Genomic DNA, 19,579 nt, shown 5'->3' on the forward strand with positions numbered 1-19,579 from the left:
CTCTTCGGGAACCGGTCACCGGCAGGCCGGTTGCGCGGCCGGATCGGAGGAACCCGGGGAGCGGAGGCGATGGTGATGATCTCCCATTCGGTCGTGGTGCCCGCGGGCCCGGGCATCGAACTGGCGGGCGACCTGGTCCTGCCGGACTCCGCGCGCGCGGTGGTGCTGTTCGCGCACGGCAGCGGCAGCTCCCGGCACAGTCCCCGCAACCGGCAGGTGGCCGCCGCGGTGCGGACGGCCGCGCTCGGCACCCTGCTGATGGACCTGCTCAGCGAGGAGGAGGAACGGCGGGACGAGCTCACCGGCGAGCACCGCTTCGACCTTCCGCTGCTGGGCGGGCGGCTGGTGGCCGCGATCGACTGGCTGGCGGAGCGGGACGACACCCGCGGGCTGCTCGTCGCCCTCTTCGGTGCCAGTACCGGGGCGGGCGCCGCCCTGATGGCCGCCGCCGAGCGTCCCGCGCGCGTGCTGACCGTGGTCTCCCGGGGCGGACGGCCCGACCTGGCCGAGGACGCCCTGGACGCCGTACGCGCGCCCGTGCTGCTGATCGTGGGCGGGCGGGACCGGGAGGTGCTGCGGCTCAACGAGGAGGCGGCGCGGCGGCTGCGGGTGCCCTGCACGCTGCATGTCGTGCCCGGCGCGACCCACCTGTTCGAGGAGCCCGGCGCCCTGGACGAGGTCGCCGACGCGGCCCGCCAGTGGTGCGCCGACCACGTCCGGGCCTCCGCGGGCGACTGAACCCGCGCCGCGTGCCTACCCTGAACGTGTGGCTCGGGCCAACGACGAGGTCGCCGCGCTGTTCCAGGAGTACGCGGACCTGATCTCGATCACCGGAGGAGACGCGTTCAGGGCACGCGTCTACGAAAAGGCGGCCCGGGCGATCGGCGGCCACCACACCGACGTCGCCCGGCTCGACGCCACGGGCCTCAAGGAGATCCCCGGGGTCGGCACCTCGATCGCCGAGAAAGTCACCGAGTACCTGACCAGCGGCAGCGTCGGTGCGGTCGAGGAACTGCGCGCCAGGATCCCGGCCGGAGTGCGCCGGCTGACGGCGATCCCCTCCCTCGGCCCCAGGAAGGCCCTGATGCTCTACGAAGAGCTGGGCATCTCCTCGATCGACGAGCTGGCCGACGCGATCCATCAGGAGCGGCTGCGCGATCTGAAGGGCTTCGGGCCGCGCACCGAGGAGAAGCTGCTGCACGGCATCGATCTGCTGCGCGCCTCCGGCGGCCGGGTGCTGATCGACGTCGCCACCGGGCTCGCCGAGGAGGTCGTCGCCGCGCTGTCCGGGGTCGGCGGCGTGTGGCGGTGCGCGTACGCGGGATCGCTGCGGCGGGGCCGCGAGACCATCGGCGACCTCGACGTCCTGGTCACCGCCCGCACGCCGGGGCCCGTGATGCGGGCCCTCACCGAGCTGCCGTACGTCTCGGAGGTGATCGCCCGGGGGGAGAAGAAGACCTCCGTGCGCACCGACCGGGGGCTCGCCGTCGACCTGCGCGTTGTACCGCCGGATTCCTGGGGCGCGGCCCTGCTGTACTTCACCGGCTCCAAGGCGCACAACATCCGGGTCCGGGAGATCGCCGTCCACCAGAAGCTGAAGCTGTCCGAGTACGGCCTGTTCGACGCCGAGAGCGGCAAGAAGATCGTGTCCCGGACCGAGGAGGACGTCTACGCCCGGCTCGGGCTGCCGTGGATCGCGCCCACGCTGCGCGAGGACCGCGGGGAGATCGAGGCGGGGCTGCGCGACGAGCTGCCCGAGCTGGTCACCGAGGCGGACGTACGGGGCGATCTGCACACCCACACCGACCTCACCGACGGGCTCGCCTCCCTGGAGGACATGGTCGCCGCGGCCGCCGAACGCGGTTACGCCTACTACGCGATCACCGACCACGGTCCCGACCTGTCCATGCAGCGCATGACCGACGAGCGGATGCTCGCCCAGCGCGAGCAAGTGCGAAGCCTGGATGCCGGGCGGATGCGGCTGCTGCACGGGGCCGAGCTGAACATCGGCCCCGACGGGGACGTCGACTGGCCGGAGCAGTTCCTGGCCGGCTTCGACCTGTGCGTGGCCTCGGTCCACTCGCACTTCGACCAGGGGCGGACGGCCCTGACCCGCAGGCTCGTGCGGGCCTGCGAGAACCCGTACGTGCACATCATCGGCCACCCCACCACCCGGCTCATCGGCAGGCGGGCGGGCATCGACGCCGACCTCGACGAGGTCTTCGCCGCCTGCGCCCGCACCGGCACGGCCCTGGAGATCAACGCCCACCCGGACCGGCTCGACCTCGGCGACGAGCACATCCTGCGGGCCAAGCGGTACGGCGTGCGGTTCGCGATCGACAGCGACGCGCACGCCGTGCCCCACCTGGCCAATCTGCGCCACGGCGTGGCGACCGCCCAGCGCGGCTGGCTCACCGCGGACGACGTGATCAACACCTGGACCCTGACCCGTCTGCGCCGCTTCCTGCGCAAGGAACGGCCCTAGGAGGTGCCCCATGATCCACCGGATCCGTGACGTGATGTCGCCCGGAGCCGTGGCCGTCGAACCGATGACCACGGTGGAGAAGGCGGCCCGCGTGATGAGCGAGCAGAACCTCGGCGACGTCCTGGTCGTCTACGACAGTGATCTCTTCGGAGTGCTCACGGACCGCGACATCGTGGTGCGGGCGATCGCCGACGGCCGCGACCCGCACACCACCGCGGTCGGGGCCGTGTGCAGCCGGCCGCCCGTCGTCACCGTGGGCCCCGAGGACAGCACCGACCACGCGATCGAGCTGATGCGCCGGCACGCGGTACGGCGGCTGCCGGTGGTGGAGCACGGGGGCTGCCCGGTCGGCATGGTCAGCCTCGGCGACCTCGCCGTCACCGAGGACCCGCACACCGCCCTGGCGGACATCAGCCGCGCGACCCCGAATCACTGACGGGGCGGCCGAGTAGGCTCGCGGACATGCGGATCTCCGTCTCCTCCGACATGGACGAACCCGTGGCCCGCCTCCTCCTCGCGGAGCTGGAGCGGCGCGGCCACCAGGTCGTGCCGCACGGTGCGCTGCGGCCCGGGGAGGACCCCCAGTGGGCGGTCTGCTCCGCGGCGGCGGCCCGCGAGGTCGCCGCCGGTACGGCCGATCAGGCCGTGGTCTGCTGCTGGACCGGCACCGGCGCCTCCATCGCCGCGAACAAGGTGCCCGGCGTACGGGCGGCCCTGTGCACGGACGCCCCCACGGCGGACGGCGCCCGCCGCTGGAACGACGCCAACGTGCTCGCCCTCAGCCTGCGGCTGACCTCCGAGCCCCTGCTGAAGGAGATCCTCGACGCCTGGTTCACGGCCGAGGCCAGCCAGGACGCCGAGGATCTGCGGAACGTGGCCCACATCGAGCGGCTCGACCGGTAGCTCAGGACGCGGGGCGGCAACTGACCTATGCCTGGCGGAGATCCTTCACGCGCTTCAGTTTGCCGAGCGAGCGCTCCAGGGTCTCCGGCTCGACGATCTCCACCTCGACGCTGACCCCCACGCCGTCCTTCACGCCTTGGGCGATGGCGTCGGCGGCGGCCCGCCGCTGGTCGGGGCCCGCGTCGGGGCGGGCCTCTACGCGGACGGTGAGGTGGTCCATCCGGCCGCGCCGGGTGAGCCGGATCTGGAAGTGCGGGGCCACCGCGGGGGTGCGCAGCACGATCTCCTCGATCTGGGTGGGGAAGACGTTCACCCCTCGCAGGATGATCATGTCGTCGCAGCGTCCGGTGACCTTCCGCATCCGGCGGAAGGCCGGGCGGGCGGTGCCCGGCAGCAGCCGGGTCAGATCCCGGGTGCGGTAACGGATGATCGGCAGCGCCTCCTTGGTGAGCGAGGTGAACACGATCTCGCCCTCCTCGCCCTCGGCCATGATCTCGTCCGTGACCGGGTCGACGACCTCCGGGTAGAAGTGGTCCTCCCAGATGTGCAGCCCGTCCTTGGTCTCCACGCACTCCTGCGCCACGCCCGGACCGATCACCTCGGACAGCCCGTATATGTCGACGGCGTGGAGGCCCGCGCGCTCTTCGATCTCACGGCGCATCTCCTCCGTCCACGGCTCGGCGCCGAAGATGCCGACCCGCAGAGAGGTGTCGCGGGGATCGACGCCCTGCTTCTCGAACTCGTCGAGCAGGGTCAGCATGTAGGACGGGGTGACCATGATGATCTCGGGCCGGAAGTCCTGGATGATCTGCACCTGGCGTGCCGTCATGCCGCCGGAGGCGGGGATCACCGTGCAGCCGGCCCGTTCGGCGCCGTAGTGCGCGCCGAGTCCGCCGGTGAACAGGCCGTAGCCGTAGGAGATGTGCACCTTGTGGCCGGGGCGGCCGCCGGCGGCCCGGATCGAGCGGGCGACCACGTCCGACCACATCGACAGGTCGTTCTCGGTGTAACCGACGACCGTGGGGCGGCCGGTGGTCCCGCTGGAGGCGTGCACGCGCCGCACCTGCGACATCGGCACGGCGAACATGCCGAAGGGGTAGGTGTCCCGCAGGTCGGCCTTGGTGGTGAAGGGGAACCGGGCGAGGTCCGCAAGCGTGCGGCAGTCCTCGGGGGTGACCCCGGCCTCGTCGAACTTCTTGCGGTACAGCTCGACATGGTCGTACGCGTGCCGCAAGGTCGCCCGCAGCCGGTCGAGCTGGAGTTCCCCGAGCTGTTCGCGGGTGAGTCTTTCGCCGTCGTCCAGCAGGTCGTGGGGGAGGGGTTCGCCCAGGTTGCTCATCGGGACTCCTTCGTCGGCATCTCCACCACCTCGTGCCCCGACCGATCATTCGGTCAGCATGCGGCACCGGTCAAACAACCAGTCGGTCCGGTGGCTGTCAAGGGCGGCGAAGGGTCTTGCCGGAGGGCCGGAAAGGCGTCACACTGATACCGAACGAATGGTCGGTTGGGAAGCTGGTGGAGATGACCACGACACACCACGCCGAGGCCTCGCCCCCGGAGGCACTCCAGGAGCACTTCGACGCGACGATCGCGCGCGACCAGCGGATCGAGCCGCGCGACTGGATGCCGGACGGCTACCGCAAGACGCTGGTCCGGCAGATCGCGCAGCATGCCCACTCGGAGATCATCGGGATGCAGCCCGAGGGCGAGTGGATCACGCGCGCCCCCTCGCTGCGCCGCAAGGCGATCCTCTTCGCCAAGGTGCAGGACGAGGCCGGACACGGGCTGTATCTGTACTCGGCGGCGGAGACCCTCGGTGCCGACCGCGCGGACCTCACCGAGCGGCTGATCGAGGGCCGCCAGAAGTACTCGTCGATCTTCAACTACCCGACGCTGACCTTCGCCGACGTCGGCGTGATCGGCTGGTTCGTGGACGGCGCCGCGATCTGCAACCAGGTCCCGTTGTGCCGCAGCTCCTACGGCCCCTACGCCCGCTCGATGGTCCGCATCTGCAAGGAGGAGTCCTTCCACCAGCGGCAGGGCTACGAACTGCTGATGACGATGATGCGCGGCACCGACGCCCAGCGCGAGATGGTCCAGGATGCGGTGAACCGCTGGTGGTGGCCCTCGCTGATGATGTTCGGCCCGCCCGACGACGCCTCCCCCAACTCCGCGCAGTCCATGGCCTGGAAGATCAAGCGGCACAGCAACGACGAACTGCGGCAGCGCTTCGTCGACATGACCGTCCCGCAGGCCGACAAGCTCGGCGTGACCCTGCCCGACCCGGAGCTGAAGTGGAACGCCGAGCGCGGCCGGCACGACTTCGGCACCCCGGACTGGGACGAGCTGATGCGGGTCATCAAGGGCGGCGGACCCTGCAACGACCAGCGAACGCAGCGGCGCAGAAGCGCCCACGAGGAAGGTGCCTGGGTGCGCGAGGCGGCCACCGCCCACGCGGCCAAGCGGGCCCGGAAGGAGCCGGCGGCATGAGCAACTCGCAGAACTGGCCGCTGTACGAGGTGTTCGTGCGCGGCAAGCGCGGCCTGAACCACGTCCACGTGGGCTCGCTGCACGCCGCCGACGACGCCATGGCCCTCACCCACGCCCGCGACCTGTACACCCGGCGCAACGAAGGCGTGTCGATCTGGGTGGTGCGCTCGGAACACATCGCGGCCTCCACCCGCGACGAGAAGGACCCCTTCTTCGCCCCCAGCGCGGACAAGGTCTACCGCCACCCGACGTTCTACGACATCCCCGACGATGTCCCGCACATCTAGGAGCCGTGGATGAGTGAGGACCACGTCTACCTGACCCTCGCCGAGGGCCACGAGGACGACACCCGCTGGGCGTACGGCACCGGCTTCGAGGACCCCCTGCACGGCGTCGACACGACCGTGCCCGAGGGCGTCGACGCCGGCGAACTCGCCGCGTCCTGCGTCGCCCTGGCCGACGACGCCCTCGTCGCCGCCCAGCGCCTCGCCGAGTGGATCACCCGCGCCCCCGAGCTGGAGGAGGAGGTCGCGCTCGCCAACATCGGCCTCGACCTGCTCGGCCAGGCCCGGCTGCTGTACTCCCGCGCCGGACAGGCCGACGGCACCGGCCGCGACGAGGACGCCTACGCCTACTTCCGCGCCCCGGCCGACTTCCGCAACGTCCGGCTCACCGAACTCCCCAACGGCGACTTCGCGTTCACCGTCGTGCGGCTGCTGGCCCTGTCCAGCTGGCGGCTCGCCCACTTCCAGCAACTGGTCACCCACCCCGACCCGGTGCTCTCCGCCGTCGCCGCCAAGGGCGTCAAGGAACTGACCTACCACCGGCAGTACGCCGCCGAGTGGGCGGTCCGCCTGGGCGACGGCACCGAGGAGTCCCACCGCCGGATGCGCAAGGCCGTCGAGCAGGTCGCCCCGTACCTCGGCGAACTGTTCACCGCCTGCGACGTCCGCGACGAGGTCGTCGCCGTGCTGCGCCAGGTGACGGAGGAGGCCGGGCTGCCCATGCCGGTCTACCGGCCGTCCCCCGGCAGCGGCCGCGCCGGCGAGCACACCGAGCATCTGGCCCCGCTGCTGGAGGAGTTGCAGAGCGTGGCCCGCGCCCACCCGGGGGCGACATGGTGACCCTCCAGCTCGACGCGCGGCACGCCCGGCACATCGCCGAGCAGGTGCCGGACCCCGAACTGCCCATGCTGACCCTCGCCGACCTGGGCGTCCTGCGCGAGGTGACGCTCACCGAGGACGGCACCGTCGTCGCCGAGCTCACCCCCACCTACTCGGGCTGCCCCGCCATGGCCGAGATGCGCGCCGACGTCGCCGCCCGTCTCCGGGACGCCGGATACCCGCGCGTGGAGATCCGCACCGTCCTGAACCCGCCGTGGACCAGCGACTGGATCACCCCCGAGGGCCGCCGCAAGCTGGCCGAGCACGGCATCGCCCCGCCCGGCCCCGCCCCGCGCGGCCCGGTGCCGCTCACCCTGTCGCCGATCCGGCGCACGGTGCCCTGCCCGCGCTGCGCCTCCGCGGACACCGAGGAGACCTCCCGGTTCGCCGCCACCTCCTGCAAGGCGCTCTGGCGCTGCCGTGCCTGCCGCGAGCCGTTCGAGTACGTCAAGGAGATCTGATGGCCCCGACCGCCCCCGCCGAGGCCGTGAAGCCGCGCCCGCGCCGCCGCCCGGTCTTCCACCCGCTGCGGGTCGCCGCCGTGCAGCCGCTGTGCGAGGACGCCGCCGCCGTCGGCTTCGAGATCCCGCCCGAGCTGGCCGAGGAGTTCGCCTTCGCGCCCGGCCAGTCCCTGACCCTGCGGCGCGTGACCGACGGCCGGGACGAGCGCCGCTCGTACTCGATCTGCACCCCCGTCGGCACCGCCCCGCGCATCGGCGTACGCGTGGTGCCCGGCGGCCTGTTCTCCTCCTGGCTGGTCAACGAGCTGCGCCCCGGAGACACCGTGGAAGTGATGGCCCCGACCGGCAGCTTCACCCCCGACCTGACCACCCCGGGCCACCATGTGCTGCTCGCCGCGGGCTCCGGCATCACCCCCATGCTGTCCATCGCCGAGTCCGTCCTGGCCGCCGACTCCCGCTCCCGGGTCACCCTCTTCTACGGCAACCGCCGCAGCGGCACGGTGATGTTCGCCGACGAACTGGCCGACCTGAAGGACCTGTACCCGAGCCGCTTCCAGCTCGCCCACGTCCTGTCCCGCGAACCCCGGGAGGCCGAGGTGCTCTCCGGCCGCCTGGACGCCGAGCGGCTGACGGCGCTCATCGACGGCCTGGTCGACGTGCCCGGTGCCGACCACTGGTGGCTGTGCGGCCCGCACGGCATGGTCCGCGACGCCCAGCGGGTCCTCGACGGACTCGGTGTCCCGGCCGACCGGGTCCACCAGGAGCTGTTCTACGCCGACGACGAGCCCGTACGCGAAGTGCACCACACGGAGTCCGGGCCGGCCGGTCCCGTCAGCCAGGTCACTGTCGTCCTCGACGGCCGCTCCACCACCTCCGCCCTGCCCCGCGAGCGGTCCGTCCTCGACGGCGCCCAGCGCAGCCGACCCGATCTGCCGTTCGCGTGCAAGGGCGGCGTCTGCGGCACCTGCCGGGCCCTGCTCACCGACGGCAAGGTGGACATGCGGCGCAACTTCGCCCTGGAACCGGCGGAGGTCGAGGCGGGGTACGTCCTGACCTGCCAGTCGTACCCGGTCTCCGAGACGCTGACGGTGGACTACGACAGCTGACATGCCTCCGGCCGTCCCGCACGGTGGCGGGACGGCCGGAGGCATGTCGAGGGCGAGGAGAGCGAAGGGACTAGCATCGAATCCGTTTTCGCGGAGGTAGAAGGAAGCCCCCTCATGGCCTCGCCGCGGCTCACGCTATCAGTCACTCCGGTATCAGGTCGCGCAGATTTTCGAGGGTCACGATCCGCGACTCCGGGTGCAGCCCCTCGGGCCGCTGCAGCCCGATGTAGGTGACCGGACCCTCCGGGACCTCGCTGCCGTCCCACACCGTCACGGCACCGCCGACCATCAGCTCCGCCAGATAACGCACCGTCAACTGCTCCCGCTCCACGATGCCGCGCAGCAGCGCCGCCACCGAAACCTGGTTGCCCTCGACCCGGTTGGACGCCGGCGCGCCCCGCAGGTACAGATGCAGCCACTTGGCCCGCCACCGGCCGTCGGCCCCGCGCAGGAAGGCGAGCGGCAGCGCCACCCGGCCCGGACCCCGCAGCTCCGACTTCATCCGCACGGTCCGGGGCTCGAACGGCCGCCCCTTCTGCTCGCCCTCGCGCAGCATGAACCCGAAGAACGACTCGGCGACCTCCTCGAAGCCCTCCCCGGAGTAGAGGTTGACCTGCGGCACGACGAACGTCCCGCGCACCGCCCCCAGCCGGAGGTTGATGAACTCCGAGGCCCCGTGCGGCGCTTCGGTGATGTCACCGGAGTGCTCGCCCTCCACCTCGGTCAGCTGGGTGTACGACAGCCAGCAGACCGTCGCGTAGTCCTGGTCCAGCATCAGGGCCGACAGGTCGTAGTCGGTGTCCCGGTGCCGCTGCTTCCAGTACACGAAGAACCGCAGCAGCTCTCCCTCGACCGGCGAGAGCGAACCCCGGGGCAGCACCCCGAGCCCGGCCGCCGTGGCACGTCCGCTCAGCGGCAGCGCCACGTCGAGGACGTCGGGGTCGACGAGCAGCTGTCCCGGGTCCGGCAGCCGGCGGCGCAGCTCGGCGTCGAGCGCGTCGATCAGCCGCGCGCGCTCGGGCGCCGGCACCGGCGCGCGCAGATCGTCCGTCACCCAGGCCCGGCCGAGCCGGTTGATGAACACCCGGCGCCGGTCGGTGCCGTCGGTCCGGTTGTGCAGATGCTCACGGACCGACAGCAGGACCCGGCCGGAGACCTCCGGGGCGACCGCCTCCGCGGCGGCCACGACGGCATCGCGCTCGCGCTGCTCCCCGCAGGTGCGCAGCAGCCGGTCCAGCGACCGGAACAGCCGCCCGGGCGCGGACTTCAGCAGTTCCGCGGCCCCGACGACGTCGTCCGCGCCGAGCAGTTCCTCCACCCGGCGGTCGAAGGACGGCGCCTCGCGCTCACCGCGCGCGACCGCGAACACCTCGGCGGCGTGCGGCCACCGCGGGAACTCGTGCGGATGCAGCCGCTCACCGAGCCGCTTGAACGCCTCGCGGTGCACGGGTACGTCGGCGAGCTTGCCCGGCGCCGCCGCCACGACGGAGTCGAGCCCCGCGAGCAGCGCGCGGCGCGTCGCACGGGACAGCGCCCGGAACCTGGTCGGCTCCTGGAGGGTGACGTCTCCGTCGCACAGCGCGCACGCCAGCCGCAGTACGTCCGTGACCGTGTCCAGCAGCGGCACGGCCCCCGCCGCCAGCCGCGCCCGGTTGACCACGGCCCGGTTCTCCCGCACCGGGATCTTCTCCGGCTGCGGTCCGTCGGCGCACAGCCCGGCGAGGAGCGCGAGGTCGGCCAGGTGCTCCTCGCCCAGCGGGGTGGTGGACCCCGCTAGCGCCAGGTACAGGCCGCCGACCTCGTCCTCGAGCGTGCCGCCCAGGTGCAGGACGGTCACCCGGTCACCGCCGGCGGCGATCAGCTCGTCGTGGGCGGCGAGCATCTCGGCGTACGAGTGCTGGTAGCGGCCGTAGGACGGCAGGGTGAGCAGGTTCACCACCCCGCTGCTCAGCTGGGCGAGGACGGCCGGCCGTACCGACTCGTCGGCGAGGGCCCGGACGATGCAGTCCCGCCAGAAGTCGAGGGTGTCCGGCACGTTCGCCGGGAAGTCGACGAAGTAGACGTTGTGCCGGACGTGGTCGCCGACCATGGTCCGGACGGTGCCGAGGGTGCGCTCGGCGAGGGCGGCTACCGTCTCCTCGGACAACCCCGACAGGTGCTCCAGCAATTCCGCGGAGAGCTTGAAGCCCACGGACATCAAAGCGGCGTCGAACTGCCGCGCCACCACCTCGCCCCGCGCCGGGGACCCCGCGGGCCGCGCGGGCAGGGGGAGACGGTGAGTGTGCCGGACGACCAGCGATTCCAGGCTGCGATCCATGCCGGGATGCTCCCAGAACCGCACGCGTGTACGCATGCGGGTTTTCCCGGCAGGGCTTTCCCAGCAGGGCTTCTTCGGCAGGTGGACGAGGGGTCAGGACTCCTGGCGCTCGGCGTCCCGCTGCTTCAGGCGGGCAGCCTCCTTGCGGACCTCCGCCTGGGTGGCGCGCTCCTTCTGCAGCCACTCGGGCTGCTCCTGCTTCACCGCCTCGATCTGCTCGGTGGTGAGCGGCTCGGTGACCCCGCCCCGGGCGAGGCCCGCGATGGACACACCGAGCTTCGCCGCGACCACCGGACGGGGGTGCGGGCCGTTGGCGCGCAGGTCACGCAGCCACTGGGGCGGCTCGGCCTGGAGCGCGTTCAGTTCGGCGCGCGAGACGACACCCTCCTGGAACTCGGAGGGGGTGGCCTCGAGGTACACACCCAGCTTCTTGGCGGCGGTGGCCGGTTTCATCGTCTGGGCGGTCTGGTGCGACGTCATGCCTCAAGGGTATCGAGTGGGTGAACGACCGCCGACCACGGCCGGTAACCTGGCCAGGTGACAGGCTCGGAAGCACCTCCATCGTTCCGGCTCGCGTACGTTCCCGGAGTGACACCCTCGAAGTGGGTGCGGATCTGGAACGAGCGCTACCCCGACGTCCCCCTGGAGCTCGTCCCGGTCACCGCGGCCGAGGCGCCCGGTGTGCTGCGGGACGGCGGCGCCGAGGCCGGGTTCGTCCGGCTGCCGGTCGACCGTACGTTCTTCAGCGCGATCCCCCTCTACACGGAGACCACGGTCGTCGTGGTCCCCAAGGAGCACGCCGTGGCCGCCGTCGACGAGGTCACCGCGGAGGACCTGGCCGACGACGTCGTCTTCCATCCGCTGGACGACGTCATCGGGTGGGAGCGGCCGCCGGGGCAACCCGGCTTCGAGCGCCCGGCCACCACCGCGGACGCCGTCGAGCTGGTCGCGGCCAATGTCGGCCTGCTGGTCGTGCCCCAGTCACTGGCCCGCCTGCACCACCGCAAGGATCTCACCTACCGCACCCTGGTGGACGCCCCCCAGTCGGGCATCGCCCTGTCCTGGCCGGAGGAGGCCACGACCGACCGGATCGAGGACTTCATCGGCGTGGTCCGCGGCCGCACCGTCAACAGCACCCGCGGCCGCTCGGCCCCGCAGGCCGAGGAGCAGCCCAAGCGCAAGCGCCCCGAGCCCGCACCCGCCCGCCGCAAGCCCGCCCCGGCCAAGAAGAGCGCCCCCGGCCGCCGCGGCAAGCCCCGCCGCAGGTCGTAGGCCGTCTGGCCCCGGGGTCAGGGGGCGAAGGTGGCCCGCTCCGCCGTGCGCACCACCGTCCGCCCGTCCGCCCCGCCCAGCAGCCCCGCCGCCACCCACGCGTCCACGGTGGACCGCACCCGGGACAGCAGGGCGGCCTTGCCGCCGAACGGAGCCCCGGCCCAGATCGCATCCAGCAGAGTGGTGCCGTCGGGACGTGCCGGGTTGGCGACACCGGAGTCCGTGGTGCCGAAGACCACCCGGGGCTCCACCCGCCGGAAGTAGGCGTGCGTGGGGTCCTCGGTGCCCTCGAAGAAGGGGGCGAACTCGGTGCCGTTCAGGGTGTAATGCAGCGGCTTGCCCGCGACCGGGGTGAGGCTGGGCAGCAGGTCGCCGGAGAGACCGGCGTTGCGGTAGAGCCCCAACTCCAGATACACGGTGGCGGAGTTGCGGCCGACCAGGTTCACCGGGCCGTAGAACAGCGTCTGCAGCGACGGGTCGTCGAGGGCCTTCTCCACCCGGAGCCGGAAGGGCACGGCGATCCGGACGACATCGCCGCCGCGCCACGTGCGGGACACCGTGAAATAGCTGCCGGGCGCCGGAGTGCCGGACACCGCACGGCCGTTGACCGTGACGCGGAACCCGGCCGTCGCCCAGGGCGGCACCCTGAGCCGCAGCTCGAAGGCCGCGCTGCCGCCCGCGAAGGTCAGGGTGGACCCCTGCTCCCTGGGATAACCGGTGGTCTGGGTGACGGTGAGGCCCCGCTCCGCCCAGGTCAGCGTGGACGGGCTGTACAGGTTGACGTAGAGGGCGCTGCCGTCGGCCTTGCGGAAGTACACGGAGTCCTGGTACTTGGTGGCGCTCTCCATGCCGGTGCCCTCGCAGCAGGTGGTGCCCTGCTTGGGCGTGTAGTCCCGCACCTGACCGGGCGTCAGCCCGATGAAGTAGGTGACGAGCGGCTTCTCCGCGTCGGGCTTGTCCTGCTTGGAGCCGAGCACCTGGTTGTAGAGCGCCCGCTCGTAGTAGTCCATGTACTTCGGCGCCTGCTCGTGGAAGAACAGCGTGCGGCTCAGCTTCAGCAGGTTGTACGCGCAGCAGGTCTCGGCGGTGGTGGCGCCGAGGGTCCCCGCGATGACGCCCCGCGCCTTCCAGAACTCGCCGGTGCTGGTGCCGCCGATGCCGTACATGCGGTGCGGGACGACCATGTCCCAGAAATTCCTGGCGGCGTCGAGGTAGCGCCGCTCGCCCGTCGCGTCGTACAGCCCGAGGTACCCGGTGAAGATCGGTATGTGCTGGTTGGCGTGGAGCCCGTCGAGGATGTCGGTGTTCGCGGCGCAGGAGTCGATGAGCCGGTCGAGGTCGAACAGCCGGGCCAGCGCGAGGTGTTCGGCCTTGCCGGTGAGGGCGTGCAGATCGCAGACGGCCTCGACGATGCCGCCGAACTCACCGCTGGAGAACAGGCCCCACATACGCTGCAGCGTGGCCTCGGGCAGCCGGGACAGCCGCGCGTGCATCCAGTCGGCCATGCCGGAGGCGAGGTCGAGGGCGCGGGCGTCGTCGGTGGCGAGGTAGGCGTCGAGGACGCCTCGGAGGATCTTGTGCGCGGTGTAGTACGGCGCCCACACCTGCGTGTAGTCGCTGCTGGTCCTCGACTCCAGGTCGATGAACTGCGTCTCCGGGTAGGCGGCCAGGAAGCCGGGGTGGCTGGGGGCGCCCCAGGTGCGGCGCAGGGCGGTGGTGAGGTTCCGGCCGGAGGCGTCCGCGAAGGTGCCGCCTGCGGTCTCGTCGAAGGCGTACGACGCCAGGTCGCCGCGTCCGGCGGAGGAACCGGCGGCGCGTTCGCTCTGCAGCTCGGTGATCTCGGCGGCCGTCAGGGCCCGCGACCAGATGTTGAACTCGTCGTAGGCGCCCGCGAAGACGGGGTCGGCGGTGTAGTTCGAGCGGCCGAGCCAATTGTTGACGGGGGTGCCGAGCGCGGCCGGGGTGAGGGTCATCGCGGTGTTGCGGGCCACCTCGGTGCCGTTGACGTACAGGACGCCGGTGCCGTTCGCGAGGGTGACGGCGAGGTGGCTCCACCGGTGGAGCGGGAGCGCGGCGGTGCCGTTCAGGCCCTGCTCGGCGCCCGGGCCCGCGGTGGTGAGGGCGAAGCGCGGCACTCCGTCGGCGTTGCGGGCGGCCAGGTACATGTACCGCGTGGTGTCGTCACCGAAGTCGAAGACCCGGGCCCAGTCACCGTCGTGGGTGGGCTTCACCCACGCCGACAGGGTCACCGCGGACGTGCCGCCGAGGACGCCGGAGGGCAGGTCGACGTATTGGTAGGAGCCGCGCACGTTCTCGACCGCGGTGCCGAACTTCCCTGTGGTGCTCAGTACTTGCGGGTCCTCGCGCAGGGCCGCGCGCACCTCGGTCAGCGCGCCGACCATGGTGCGGAGCCGGTCGGCGAAGACCTGCTCACCGGTGCTCGCCCAGGCCTGCGCGAGCATGGTCATGAAGTGGCCGGTGTAGTGCCCGCGGAGGTTGCCGTTGGCCTCCCCGTCCAGCCCCTCCCAGCCGCCGGGGGCGACCGCGTCACCGGTGGGCAGACCGGCGTTGGCACGGAAGACCTGCAGCAGCCGGTGCACGTCGTAGCCGCGGGCGTGGTCGAGCATCAGCTTGCGCTTGTCGGCGAAGAGGCCCTGGCCGAGGGCGACTTGGCCGAGCGTGAAGGGCCGTACGGTCCAGGTGGCCGGTGCGGCGGCGGAGGGTGCTCGAGCAACGCCCGCCGCGGCGGGGGAGGCTGGCGCGAGGGAGGCCGCGGCGAGGGCCGAGGCCTGGAGAAGGGAGCGTCTGGAGAGGGGCGGTGCCATGGGTGCTCCTCCACGGGTCCACGTCGTGCTCACGATGACCGACAAGTGCCTTGCCGGTATTTCGAACAATGTGCGAAGAGTCGACCAGACGATAGGGAGGAGGCGCGTGGGGGTCAACAGGTCCGGAGCGGTCAGTTCCGGCCGTTCAGTCGGAGGAGACGCTCGGGATCTCCTTGGCGGCCTTGTTCACCGGCGCGACGAGCAGCCACAGCACGGCGACACCGGCCAGGATGCCGGTCCACATCGCGTGCACGCCGGAGAGCAGTGGCGCGGCGAGCAGAAAGGGCACGCCGTAGACCAGCAGCCAGCCCAGAGCGCCGCGCAGGGTCCAGCAGTCCTCGGTGCCGGCGCCGAAGCCGACGGAGAAGCCGCCGATGATCCCGCCCATGAGCCCGGTGATCAGCAGCACCACCCCGGTGACCACCCACCGCCCCGCGGTCAGCCATCTGTCCGGGTCCGTCGCCGAGGCCGTGGCGCCGAGGGCCAGCACCAACCCGGCGATGGGCACGGCGATCAGCACGAGGTTCGCGATCCTCAGCGTGTTCCACAGCCACTCGGGGTCACCCCAGTTGTCGGACGCCAGACCGGCCACCCGAGGCGGCCGGCTGCCCGCGTCGGCGACCAGGCCGCGCCGCAGCCAGCGCGCGGCCCGCCACAGCAGTACGGCCCACAGCACCCCGCAGGCCAGTCCGGCGCCGCCGACCGCCAGAGCCGTCCGCGGCCCCGTCCCGTCGGGATGCGCCCACAACAGGATCCCGGCCAGCCATCCGAGCACCACCGCGGCCCCCGCGGCCAGCCGGGCGGCGACGGTGAACAACCGCCCGGTGAGCTCCGCCCCTTCCCGGTCGGCGTGCAGGCGATAGAGCTCGTACACGCGGATCAGCTCACCGCGCGACGCCGTCATCGGGGCAGCCCGGGGCCGCGGAGCATCCGGATCATGCAACGCATGACCAGCGAGACCGGCTCAGGGTTGCCCCGCGGCGGCGAGCCATTCGTACGCGGCCCGCGCCGTGAACTCCGGCTGGCCGCCCCGCAGCAGGAGCCCGGCCGTCGCGAACTCAGGGGCGTCGGCCTGCGCGGCGACGTACGGGATCGCGATGCAGCGCATCCCGGCGGCGTGCGCGGCGGCGGCGCCCGGGGCGGCGTCCTCCAGGACCACGCAGTCGGCGGGTTCGGCGCCCAGGCGGCGGGCCGCCTCCAGGAAGACGTCGGGGGCGGGCTTGCCGTGCTCGACCTCCTCGGCCGAGACGATCGTGCGCAGATAGGTGTCCAGGCCGGTGCCGGCCAGCACCGCCTCGATCGCCTCCCGCGAGGAGCCCGACGCCACCGCCATCGCCACCCCGTCGGTGGCCAGCAGCTCCACGAACTTCCGCATCTCCGGGTACGCGCGCGTGGAGGCGCGGGCGAGGTCGAGGTAGCGGCGGTTCTTGGCGGCGAGGAGTTCCTCCACCGAGGCCCGCAGGCCGTAGCGGGCTTTCCAGTCGGTGACCGTCTCCAGGGTGCTGATGCCGACGTAACCCTCGTGCTCGGACCAGGAGAAGTCCGGCACGCCGTGCTCGGCGAGGGTCTGCCGTCCCGCTTCGTAGTAGTTCGGCTCGCTGTCCACGAGCGTTCCGTCCAGATCGAAGATGACCGAGATGCCGCCGAGATTGCTCATGGAGCCAGCATGCCAAGGGCCACTGTCGGGGTTCACCGGCGGGCTTTATATGTGGTCCTTATGTGCGGGCCGAGCGGCCCACCGACTCCACCAGCGGCAGCAGCCGGTGCGCCACCCGCTCGCGCAGCGCCACCTCGGTCCGGGTGCGGACCACACCGGGCAGGCTGATCAGCTTCTGGATCACGTCCTCCAGGTGCGCGTTGTCCCGCGCGACCACCCGGGTCAGCAGATCCCCGCCGCCCGTGATCGAGAAGGCCTCCACGATCTCCGGTACGGCGGCCAGCGCGTCGCCCACGTCGTCCAGGTGTCCCTGGGTGACCTCGATGTGCACGAACGCCAGGACGGGGTGGCCGAGGGCGCCGGGGGAGAGGGCGGGGCCGGTGCCGGTGATCACGCCGTCCCGTTCCAGGCGGTCGAGCCGGGCCTGGAGGGTGCCGCGGGCGATCCCGAGGATGCGGGCGTACTCGCGCACGCTGGTGCGCGGTTGCTCCAGCAGCAGCCGCAGGATGCGGGTGTCGAGCTCGTCCACGGCCATGGGCCCGGCCTCCTCCTGCATGGTCCGTTGGCCCGCCGGTGGGCGGGCCGGGACCGATTTTCCTGTACCAATGGACCAGCATATTCGACGCCACTTGAGCCAGCAGTCGGGCTGATGCTGCAATGGGCCCGTCGATGGCGCTGCGGACCTCCGCGGCGCCTTTTTCATGCCGGCCGGAGAAGGGGGCGGACAGCAGTGCTGAAGAGGGTGTTCATGGCGCCGGACCCGGGACGGGCGCGGCTGCGCTTCGCCGCGCGGGCCGTCGTCGGCATCGGTCTCGCGGTGGTCGTCTGCGGGCTGGCCGGGCACTCCCTCGTCGGCGCCGTCACCGGCGGCCTCGCCGCCCTGCTCGCCCTGTTCACCGTCACGGACCCCACGGTCCGCGGCCAGGCGGTCACCACCGCGCTGCTGCCGCTCGTCGGCCTGCCCGTGCTCGCCGCGGCGGCCGAACTGCACGACCAGCCGCTCGCCCGCGACCTCACCTTCCTCGCGGTGGTCGGCGCGGGCGTGTACGCGCGCCGCTGGGGGCCGCGCGGGCACAGCCTCGGCGTCTTCGCGTTCATGACGTTCTTCGTGGCGCAGTTCCTCCAGGCGACCCCGCGCCACCTCCCCGAGCTCTACGCCGCCCTGCTGCTGTCCCTGCTCATCGCCTTCGGCGTGCGCTTCGGCCTGTGGTGCTACGAGCGCCGCCTGCCCCCGGCGCCCGTGCCCGCCGCCCCCGGCGGCACCGGCCTGGCCCGGATCACCACACGCCAGGCCGTCCAGGCCACCGCCGGCGCGGGCTTCGCCCTCGTGGTGGGCCAGCTGATCTCCGGCGAACGCTGGTACTGGGCCGTCGGCGCGACCTGGTGGGTCTTCGTCAACACCACCTCGCGCGGCGAGACACTCGTCCGCGGCTTCCGCCGGGTCCTCGGCACGGTCATCGGCATCGGCCTCGGACTGGTGATCGCGCTCCCGGTGAACGGCGCGCCCGTCCCCACGGCCGTCATCCTGGCCGTCTGCGTCTTCGGCATCTTCTACACGGCCGCGGTCTCGTACACCTGGATGATGCTCTGCGTCACCCTCCTCGCCGAGCTCCTCTACGGCCTGCTCGGCGTCCTCGATCCCGCGCTGCTGGCGCTGCGCCTCGCGGAGACCGGGGTCGGCGCACTCGGCGCCGTCCTCGCTGTGCTGTTCGTCCTGCCCGTCACCACCCACGCCGTCACCGACGCCTGGATCCAGCGCGCCCTGCGCTGCGTCCACGCCGCCACCGCGGAGGCCGCCGCCCGTCTCGCGGGCTCCACGACAGCCGACCCGGCCTCCCGGGTGGCCGAGCTGGAGCAGCTCCTCGGCCGGGTCCGGCTGTCGGTCGCCCCGCTGGTCCACCCGCTCAACCCGATGCGGGGCCGCAAGCGCCGCGCCCGCCGGGTCCTCGCCCTGCTCGACGACTGCGCCCGCGAGATCCGCGGCCTGGTGGCCGTCGCCGCCGACCCGGTGGCCTCCCACGACGCCCGTCTGGCCGCGGCGTGCTGGCGCGTCGAGGCCGCGGTCGAGGCGCTCACCGGCGGTACGGACATCACCGCCCCCGGCGAGCAGCCACCGGCGGCGGACCCCGCACTGGCCCATCTGCACGGCCTGGAGCGGGCACTGGCGGAGCTTGCGACACCGCTCAGAAGGCCGTCGGGGTCCCCGTTGGTCGGCCCTGGAGGCCCGGGCGCGGGGTCTCCACTGGTCGGGGCCTGAGGTCTGGGCTCGGGGTGTCTGGGGTCGGGGTCTGAGGTCTGGGCTCGGGGTGTCTGGGGTCGGGGTCTGAGGTCTGGGCTCGGGTGTCTGGGGTCGGGGTCTGAGGTTTGGTCGCCGGGTCTCTGCGGTCGGATCGGGGGTCCGGGCGTCGGGTCCCGCTGGTCGACGCCCGAGGTCCCGTCGCCGGGTCTGGGCGCTCGGCTCCGGAGGTCCGGGCGCCGGGTCTCCGCTGGTCCGCTCCGGAAGTCCGCGCGCCGCTCAGCTCGGGACGCGTCTTGGGCCCCCGCCGTGCCTGGTGGGGCGTGCCGGCGGCGGCCCTCACCGTGGTCCGGTGGGGTGTTTTGGCGGGGGCCTCTGCCGTGGTCCGGTGGGGTGTCTTGGCAGGAGCCTCTGCCGTGGCCCGGTGGGCGTTCTAGCGGCAGCCCTTGCTGTGGCCGGTTGGCGTGTTGCCGGCGGGCTCCGCCGTGGCCCGGTGGTGCGTCCTGGCGGCAGCCCTTGCTGTGGCCGGTTGGAGTGCTGGCGGCAGCCCCTGGCGTGGCCGGTTGGAGTGCTGGCGGCGGGCTCCGCCATGGCCCGGTGGGGCGTACTGGCGGCAACCCTCGCCGTGGCTCGGTGGGGCCTACTGGTGGCAACCCTCGCCGTG

General features: G+C 72.5%; 18 protein-coding genes. 11 read left to right on the top strand and 7 right to left on the bottom strand.

The window, feature by feature from the left end; translation table 11 throughout:
* Positions 1-75: 75 nt before the first annotated feature.
* Genes ACFYW5_RS16690 through ACFYW5_RS16705 form a run of 4 tightly spaced genes read left to right on the top strand, consistent with a single transcriptional unit; the run spans position 76 to position 3,388 of the window.
* Complete coding sequence (locus ACFYW5_RS16690; protein WP_389417717.1) at positions 76-738, top strand: dienelactone hydrolase family protein; 663 nt, start codon at positions 76-78, stop codon at positions 736-738.
* A 28-nt stretch (positions 739-766) separates the two neighbouring features.
* On the top strand, positions 767-2,485 hold the full coding sequence (gene polX, locus ACFYW5_RS16695; protein ID WP_389417718.1) for a DNA polymerase/3'-5' exonuclease PolX: 1,719 nt from the start codon (positions 767-769) through the stop codon (positions 2,483-2,485).
* A 10-nt stretch (positions 2,486-2,495) separates the two neighbouring features.
* The gene (locus tag ACFYW5_RS16700) at positions 2,496-2,921 is read left to right on the top strand and encodes a CBS domain-containing protein (RefSeq protein WP_389417719.1); all 426 of its coding nucleotides are present in this window, start codon (positions 2,496-2,498) and stop codon (positions 2,919-2,921) included.
* A 26-nt stretch (positions 2,922-2,947) separates the two neighbouring features.
* Entirely contained in the window at positions 2,948-3,388 is a 441-nt protein-coding gene (locus ACFYW5_RS16705; protein ID WP_389417720.1) for an RpiB/LacA/LacB family sugar-phosphate isomerase, read from the top strand.
* A 25-nt stretch (positions 3,389-3,413) separates the two neighbouring features.
* Here the strand turns inward: ACFYW5_RS16705 and paaK are convergent, their stop codons facing one another.
* The gene (paaK, locus tag ACFYW5_RS16710; protein ID WP_389417721.1) at positions 3,414-4,727 is read right to left on the bottom strand and encodes a phenylacetate--CoA ligase PaaK; all 1,314 of its coding nucleotides are present in this window, start codon (positions 4,725-4,727) and stop codon (positions 3,414-3,416) included.
* A gap of 182 nt (positions 4,728-4,909) precedes the next feature.
* On the opposite strand from paaK, the gene paaA reads away from it, so the two are divergent.
* Genes paaA through paaE form a run of 5 tightly spaced genes read left to right on the top strand, consistent with a single transcriptional unit; the run spans position 4,910 to position 8,608 of the window.
* A complete protein-coding gene (gene paaA, locus ACFYW5_RS16715) occupies positions 4,910-5,878 on the top strand; it encodes a 1,2-phenylacetyl-CoA epoxidase subunit PaaA (protein ID WP_389417722.1) in 969 nt (322 codons plus the stop codon).
* Positions 5,875-6,165: a 1,2-phenylacetyl-CoA epoxidase subunit PaaB gene (gene paaB, locus ACFYW5_RS16720; protein ID WP_389417723.1), complete on the top strand. Its 291-nt coding sequence runs from the start codon at positions 5,875-5,877 to the stop codon at positions 6,163-6,165. The genes paaA and paaB overlap by 4 nt, the downstream gene beginning before the upstream one ends.
* 9 nt (positions 6,166-6,174) lie before the next feature.
* Entirely contained in the window at positions 6,175-7,002 is an 828-nt protein-coding gene (gene paaC, locus ACFYW5_RS16725) for a 1,2-phenylacetyl-CoA epoxidase subunit PaaC (RefSeq protein ID WP_389417724.1), read from the top strand.
* Positions 6,996-7,502, top strand: a complete 507-nt coding sequence (gene paaD, locus ACFYW5_RS16730; protein WP_389417725.1) for a 1,2-phenylacetyl-CoA epoxidase subunit PaaD — start codon at positions 6,996-6,998, stop codon at positions 7,500-7,502. Before paaC ends, paaD begins: the two co-directional genes overlap by 7 nt.
* A complete protein-coding gene (gene paaE / locus ACFYW5_RS16735; protein ID WP_389417726.1) occupies positions 7,502-8,608 on the top strand; it encodes a 1,2-phenylacetyl-CoA epoxidase subunit PaaE in 1,107 nt (368 codons plus the stop codon). The genes paaD and paaE overlap by 1 nt, the downstream gene beginning before the upstream one ends.
* A 142-nt stretch (positions 8,609-8,750) precedes the next feature.
* Here paaE and ACFYW5_RS16740 read toward each other — a convergent pair whose 3' ends face one another.
* Both ACFYW5_RS16740 and ACFYW5_RS16745 read right to left on the bottom strand, forming a co-directional pair.
* On the bottom strand, positions 8,751-10,925 hold the full coding sequence (locus ACFYW5_RS16740) for a hypothetical protein (protein ID WP_389417727.1): 2,175 nt from the start codon (positions 10,923-10,925) through the stop codon (positions 8,751-8,753).
* Between the two features lie 93 nt (positions 10,926-11,018).
* On the bottom strand, positions 11,019-11,405 hold the full coding sequence (locus ACFYW5_RS16745) for a DUF5997 family protein (RefSeq protein WP_389417728.1): 387 nt from the start codon (positions 11,403-11,405) through the stop codon (positions 11,019-11,021).
* A gap of 57 nt (positions 11,406-11,462) precedes the next feature.
* Between ACFYW5_RS16745 and ACFYW5_RS16750 the strand changes: the two genes are divergently transcribed.
* Positions 11,463-12,197, top strand: a complete 735-nt coding sequence (locus tag ACFYW5_RS16750) for a LysR family substrate-binding domain-containing protein (protein ID WP_389417729.1) — start codon at positions 11,463-11,465, stop codon at positions 12,195-12,197.
* 17 nt (positions 12,198-12,214) lie between these two features.
* Here ACFYW5_RS16750 and ACFYW5_RS16755 read toward each other — a convergent pair whose 3' ends face one another.
* From ACFYW5_RS16755 to ACFYW5_RS16770, 4 genes are all read right to left on the bottom strand, one after another.
* Positions 12,215-15,022: a beta-L-arabinofuranosidase domain-containing protein gene (locus ACFYW5_RS16755; protein ID WP_389417730.1), complete on the bottom strand. Its 2,808-nt coding sequence runs from the start codon at positions 15,020-15,022 to the stop codon at positions 12,215-12,217.
* Positions 15,023-15,167: 145 nt separating this feature from the next.
* A complete protein-coding gene (locus tag ACFYW5_RS16760) occupies positions 15,168-15,926 on the bottom strand; it encodes a hypothetical protein (RefSeq protein WP_389417731.1) in 759 nt (252 codons plus the stop codon).
* A 60-nt stretch (positions 15,927-15,986) separates the two neighbouring features.
* Positions 15,987-16,679 (bottom strand): HAD family hydrolase, encoded by a 693-nt coding sequence (locus ACFYW5_RS16765; protein ID WP_389417732.1) that lies wholly within the window; start codon positions 16,677-16,679, stop codon positions 15,987-15,989.
* A gap of 58 nt (positions 16,680-16,737) precedes the next feature.
* The gene (locus tag ACFYW5_RS16770; protein ID WP_389417733.1) at positions 16,738-17,214 is read right to left on the bottom strand and encodes an Lrp/AsnC family transcriptional regulator; all 477 of its coding nucleotides are present in this window, start codon (positions 17,212-17,214) and stop codon (positions 16,738-16,740) included.
* Positions 17,215-17,409: 195 nt separating this feature from the next.
* Here ACFYW5_RS16770 and ACFYW5_RS16775 point away from each other — a divergent pair, with 195 nt between their 5' ends.
* The gene (locus ACFYW5_RS16775; RefSeq protein ID WP_389417734.1) at positions 17,410-18,936 is read left to right on the top strand and encodes an FUSC family protein; all 1,527 of its coding nucleotides are present in this window, start codon (positions 17,410-17,412) and stop codon (positions 18,934-18,936) included.
* Positions 18,937-19,579: the final 643 nt, after the last annotated feature.

Source organism: Streptomyces sp. NPDC002779 (assembly GCF_042888685.1).
Lineage (GTDB): Bacteria > Actinomycetota > Actinomycetes > Streptomycetales > Streptomycetaceae > Streptomyces.

Bases quoted from the DNA above. Each gene is read 5' to 3' on its own strand.
- ACFYW5_RS16765 (WP_389417732.1), bottom strand. From the start codon at position 16,679: ATGAGCAATCTCGGCGGCATCTCGGTCATCTTCGATCTGGACGGAACG.
- paaB (WP_389417723.1), top strand. From the start codon at position 5,875: ATGAGCAACTCGCAGAACTGGCCGCTGTACGAGGTGTTCGTGCGCGGC.
- paaA (WP_389417722.1), top strand. From the start codon at position 4,910: ATGACCACGACACACCACGCCGAGGCCTCGCCCCCGGAGGCACTCCAG.
- ACFYW5_RS16770 (WP_389417733.1), bottom strand. From the start codon at position 17,214: ATGGCCGTGGACGAGCTCGACACCCGCATCCTGCGGCTGCTGCTGGAG.
- ACFYW5_RS16760 (WP_389417731.1), bottom strand. From the start codon at position 15,926: ATGACGGCGTCGCGCGGTGAGCTGATCCGCGTGTACGAGCTCTATCGC.
- ACFYW5_RS16700 (WP_389417719.1), top strand. From the start codon at position 2,496: ATGATCCACCGGATCCGTGACGTGATGTCGCCCGGAGCCGTGGCCGTC.
- paaC (WP_389417724.1), top strand. From the start codon at position 6,175: ATGAGTGAGGACCACGTCTACCTGACCCTCGCCGAGGGCCACGAGGAC.
- ACFYW5_RS16705 (WP_389417720.1), top strand. From the start codon at position 2,948: ATGCGGATCTCCGTCTCCTCCGACATGGACGAACCCGTGGCCCGCCTC.
- paaD (WP_389417725.1), top strand. From the start codon at position 6,996: ATGGTGACCCTCCAGCTCGACGCGCGGCACGCCCGGCACATCGCCGAG.
- paaE (WP_389417726.1), top strand. From the start codon at position 7,502: ATGGCCCCGACCGCCCCCGCCGAGGCCGTGAAGCCGCGCCCGCGCCGC.
- ACFYW5_RS16745 (WP_389417728.1), bottom strand. From the start codon at position 11,405: ATGACGTCGCACCAGACCGCCCAGACGATGAAACCGGCCACCGCCGCC.
- ACFYW5_RS16755 (WP_389417730.1), bottom strand. From the start codon at position 15,022: ATGGCACCGCCCCTCTCCAGACGCTCCCTTCTCCAGGCCTCGGCCCTC.
- paaK (WP_389417721.1), bottom strand. From the start codon at position 4,727: ATGAGCAACCTGGGCGAACCCCTCCCCCACGACCTGCTGGACGACGGC.
- ACFYW5_RS16690 (WP_389417717.1), top strand. From the start codon at position 76: ATGATCTCCCATTCGGTCGTGGTGCCCGCGGGCCCGGGCATCGAACTG.
- ACFYW5_RS16740 (WP_389417727.1), bottom strand. From the start codon at position 10,925: ATGGATCGCAGCCTGGAATCGCTGGTCGTCCGGCACACTCACCGTCTC.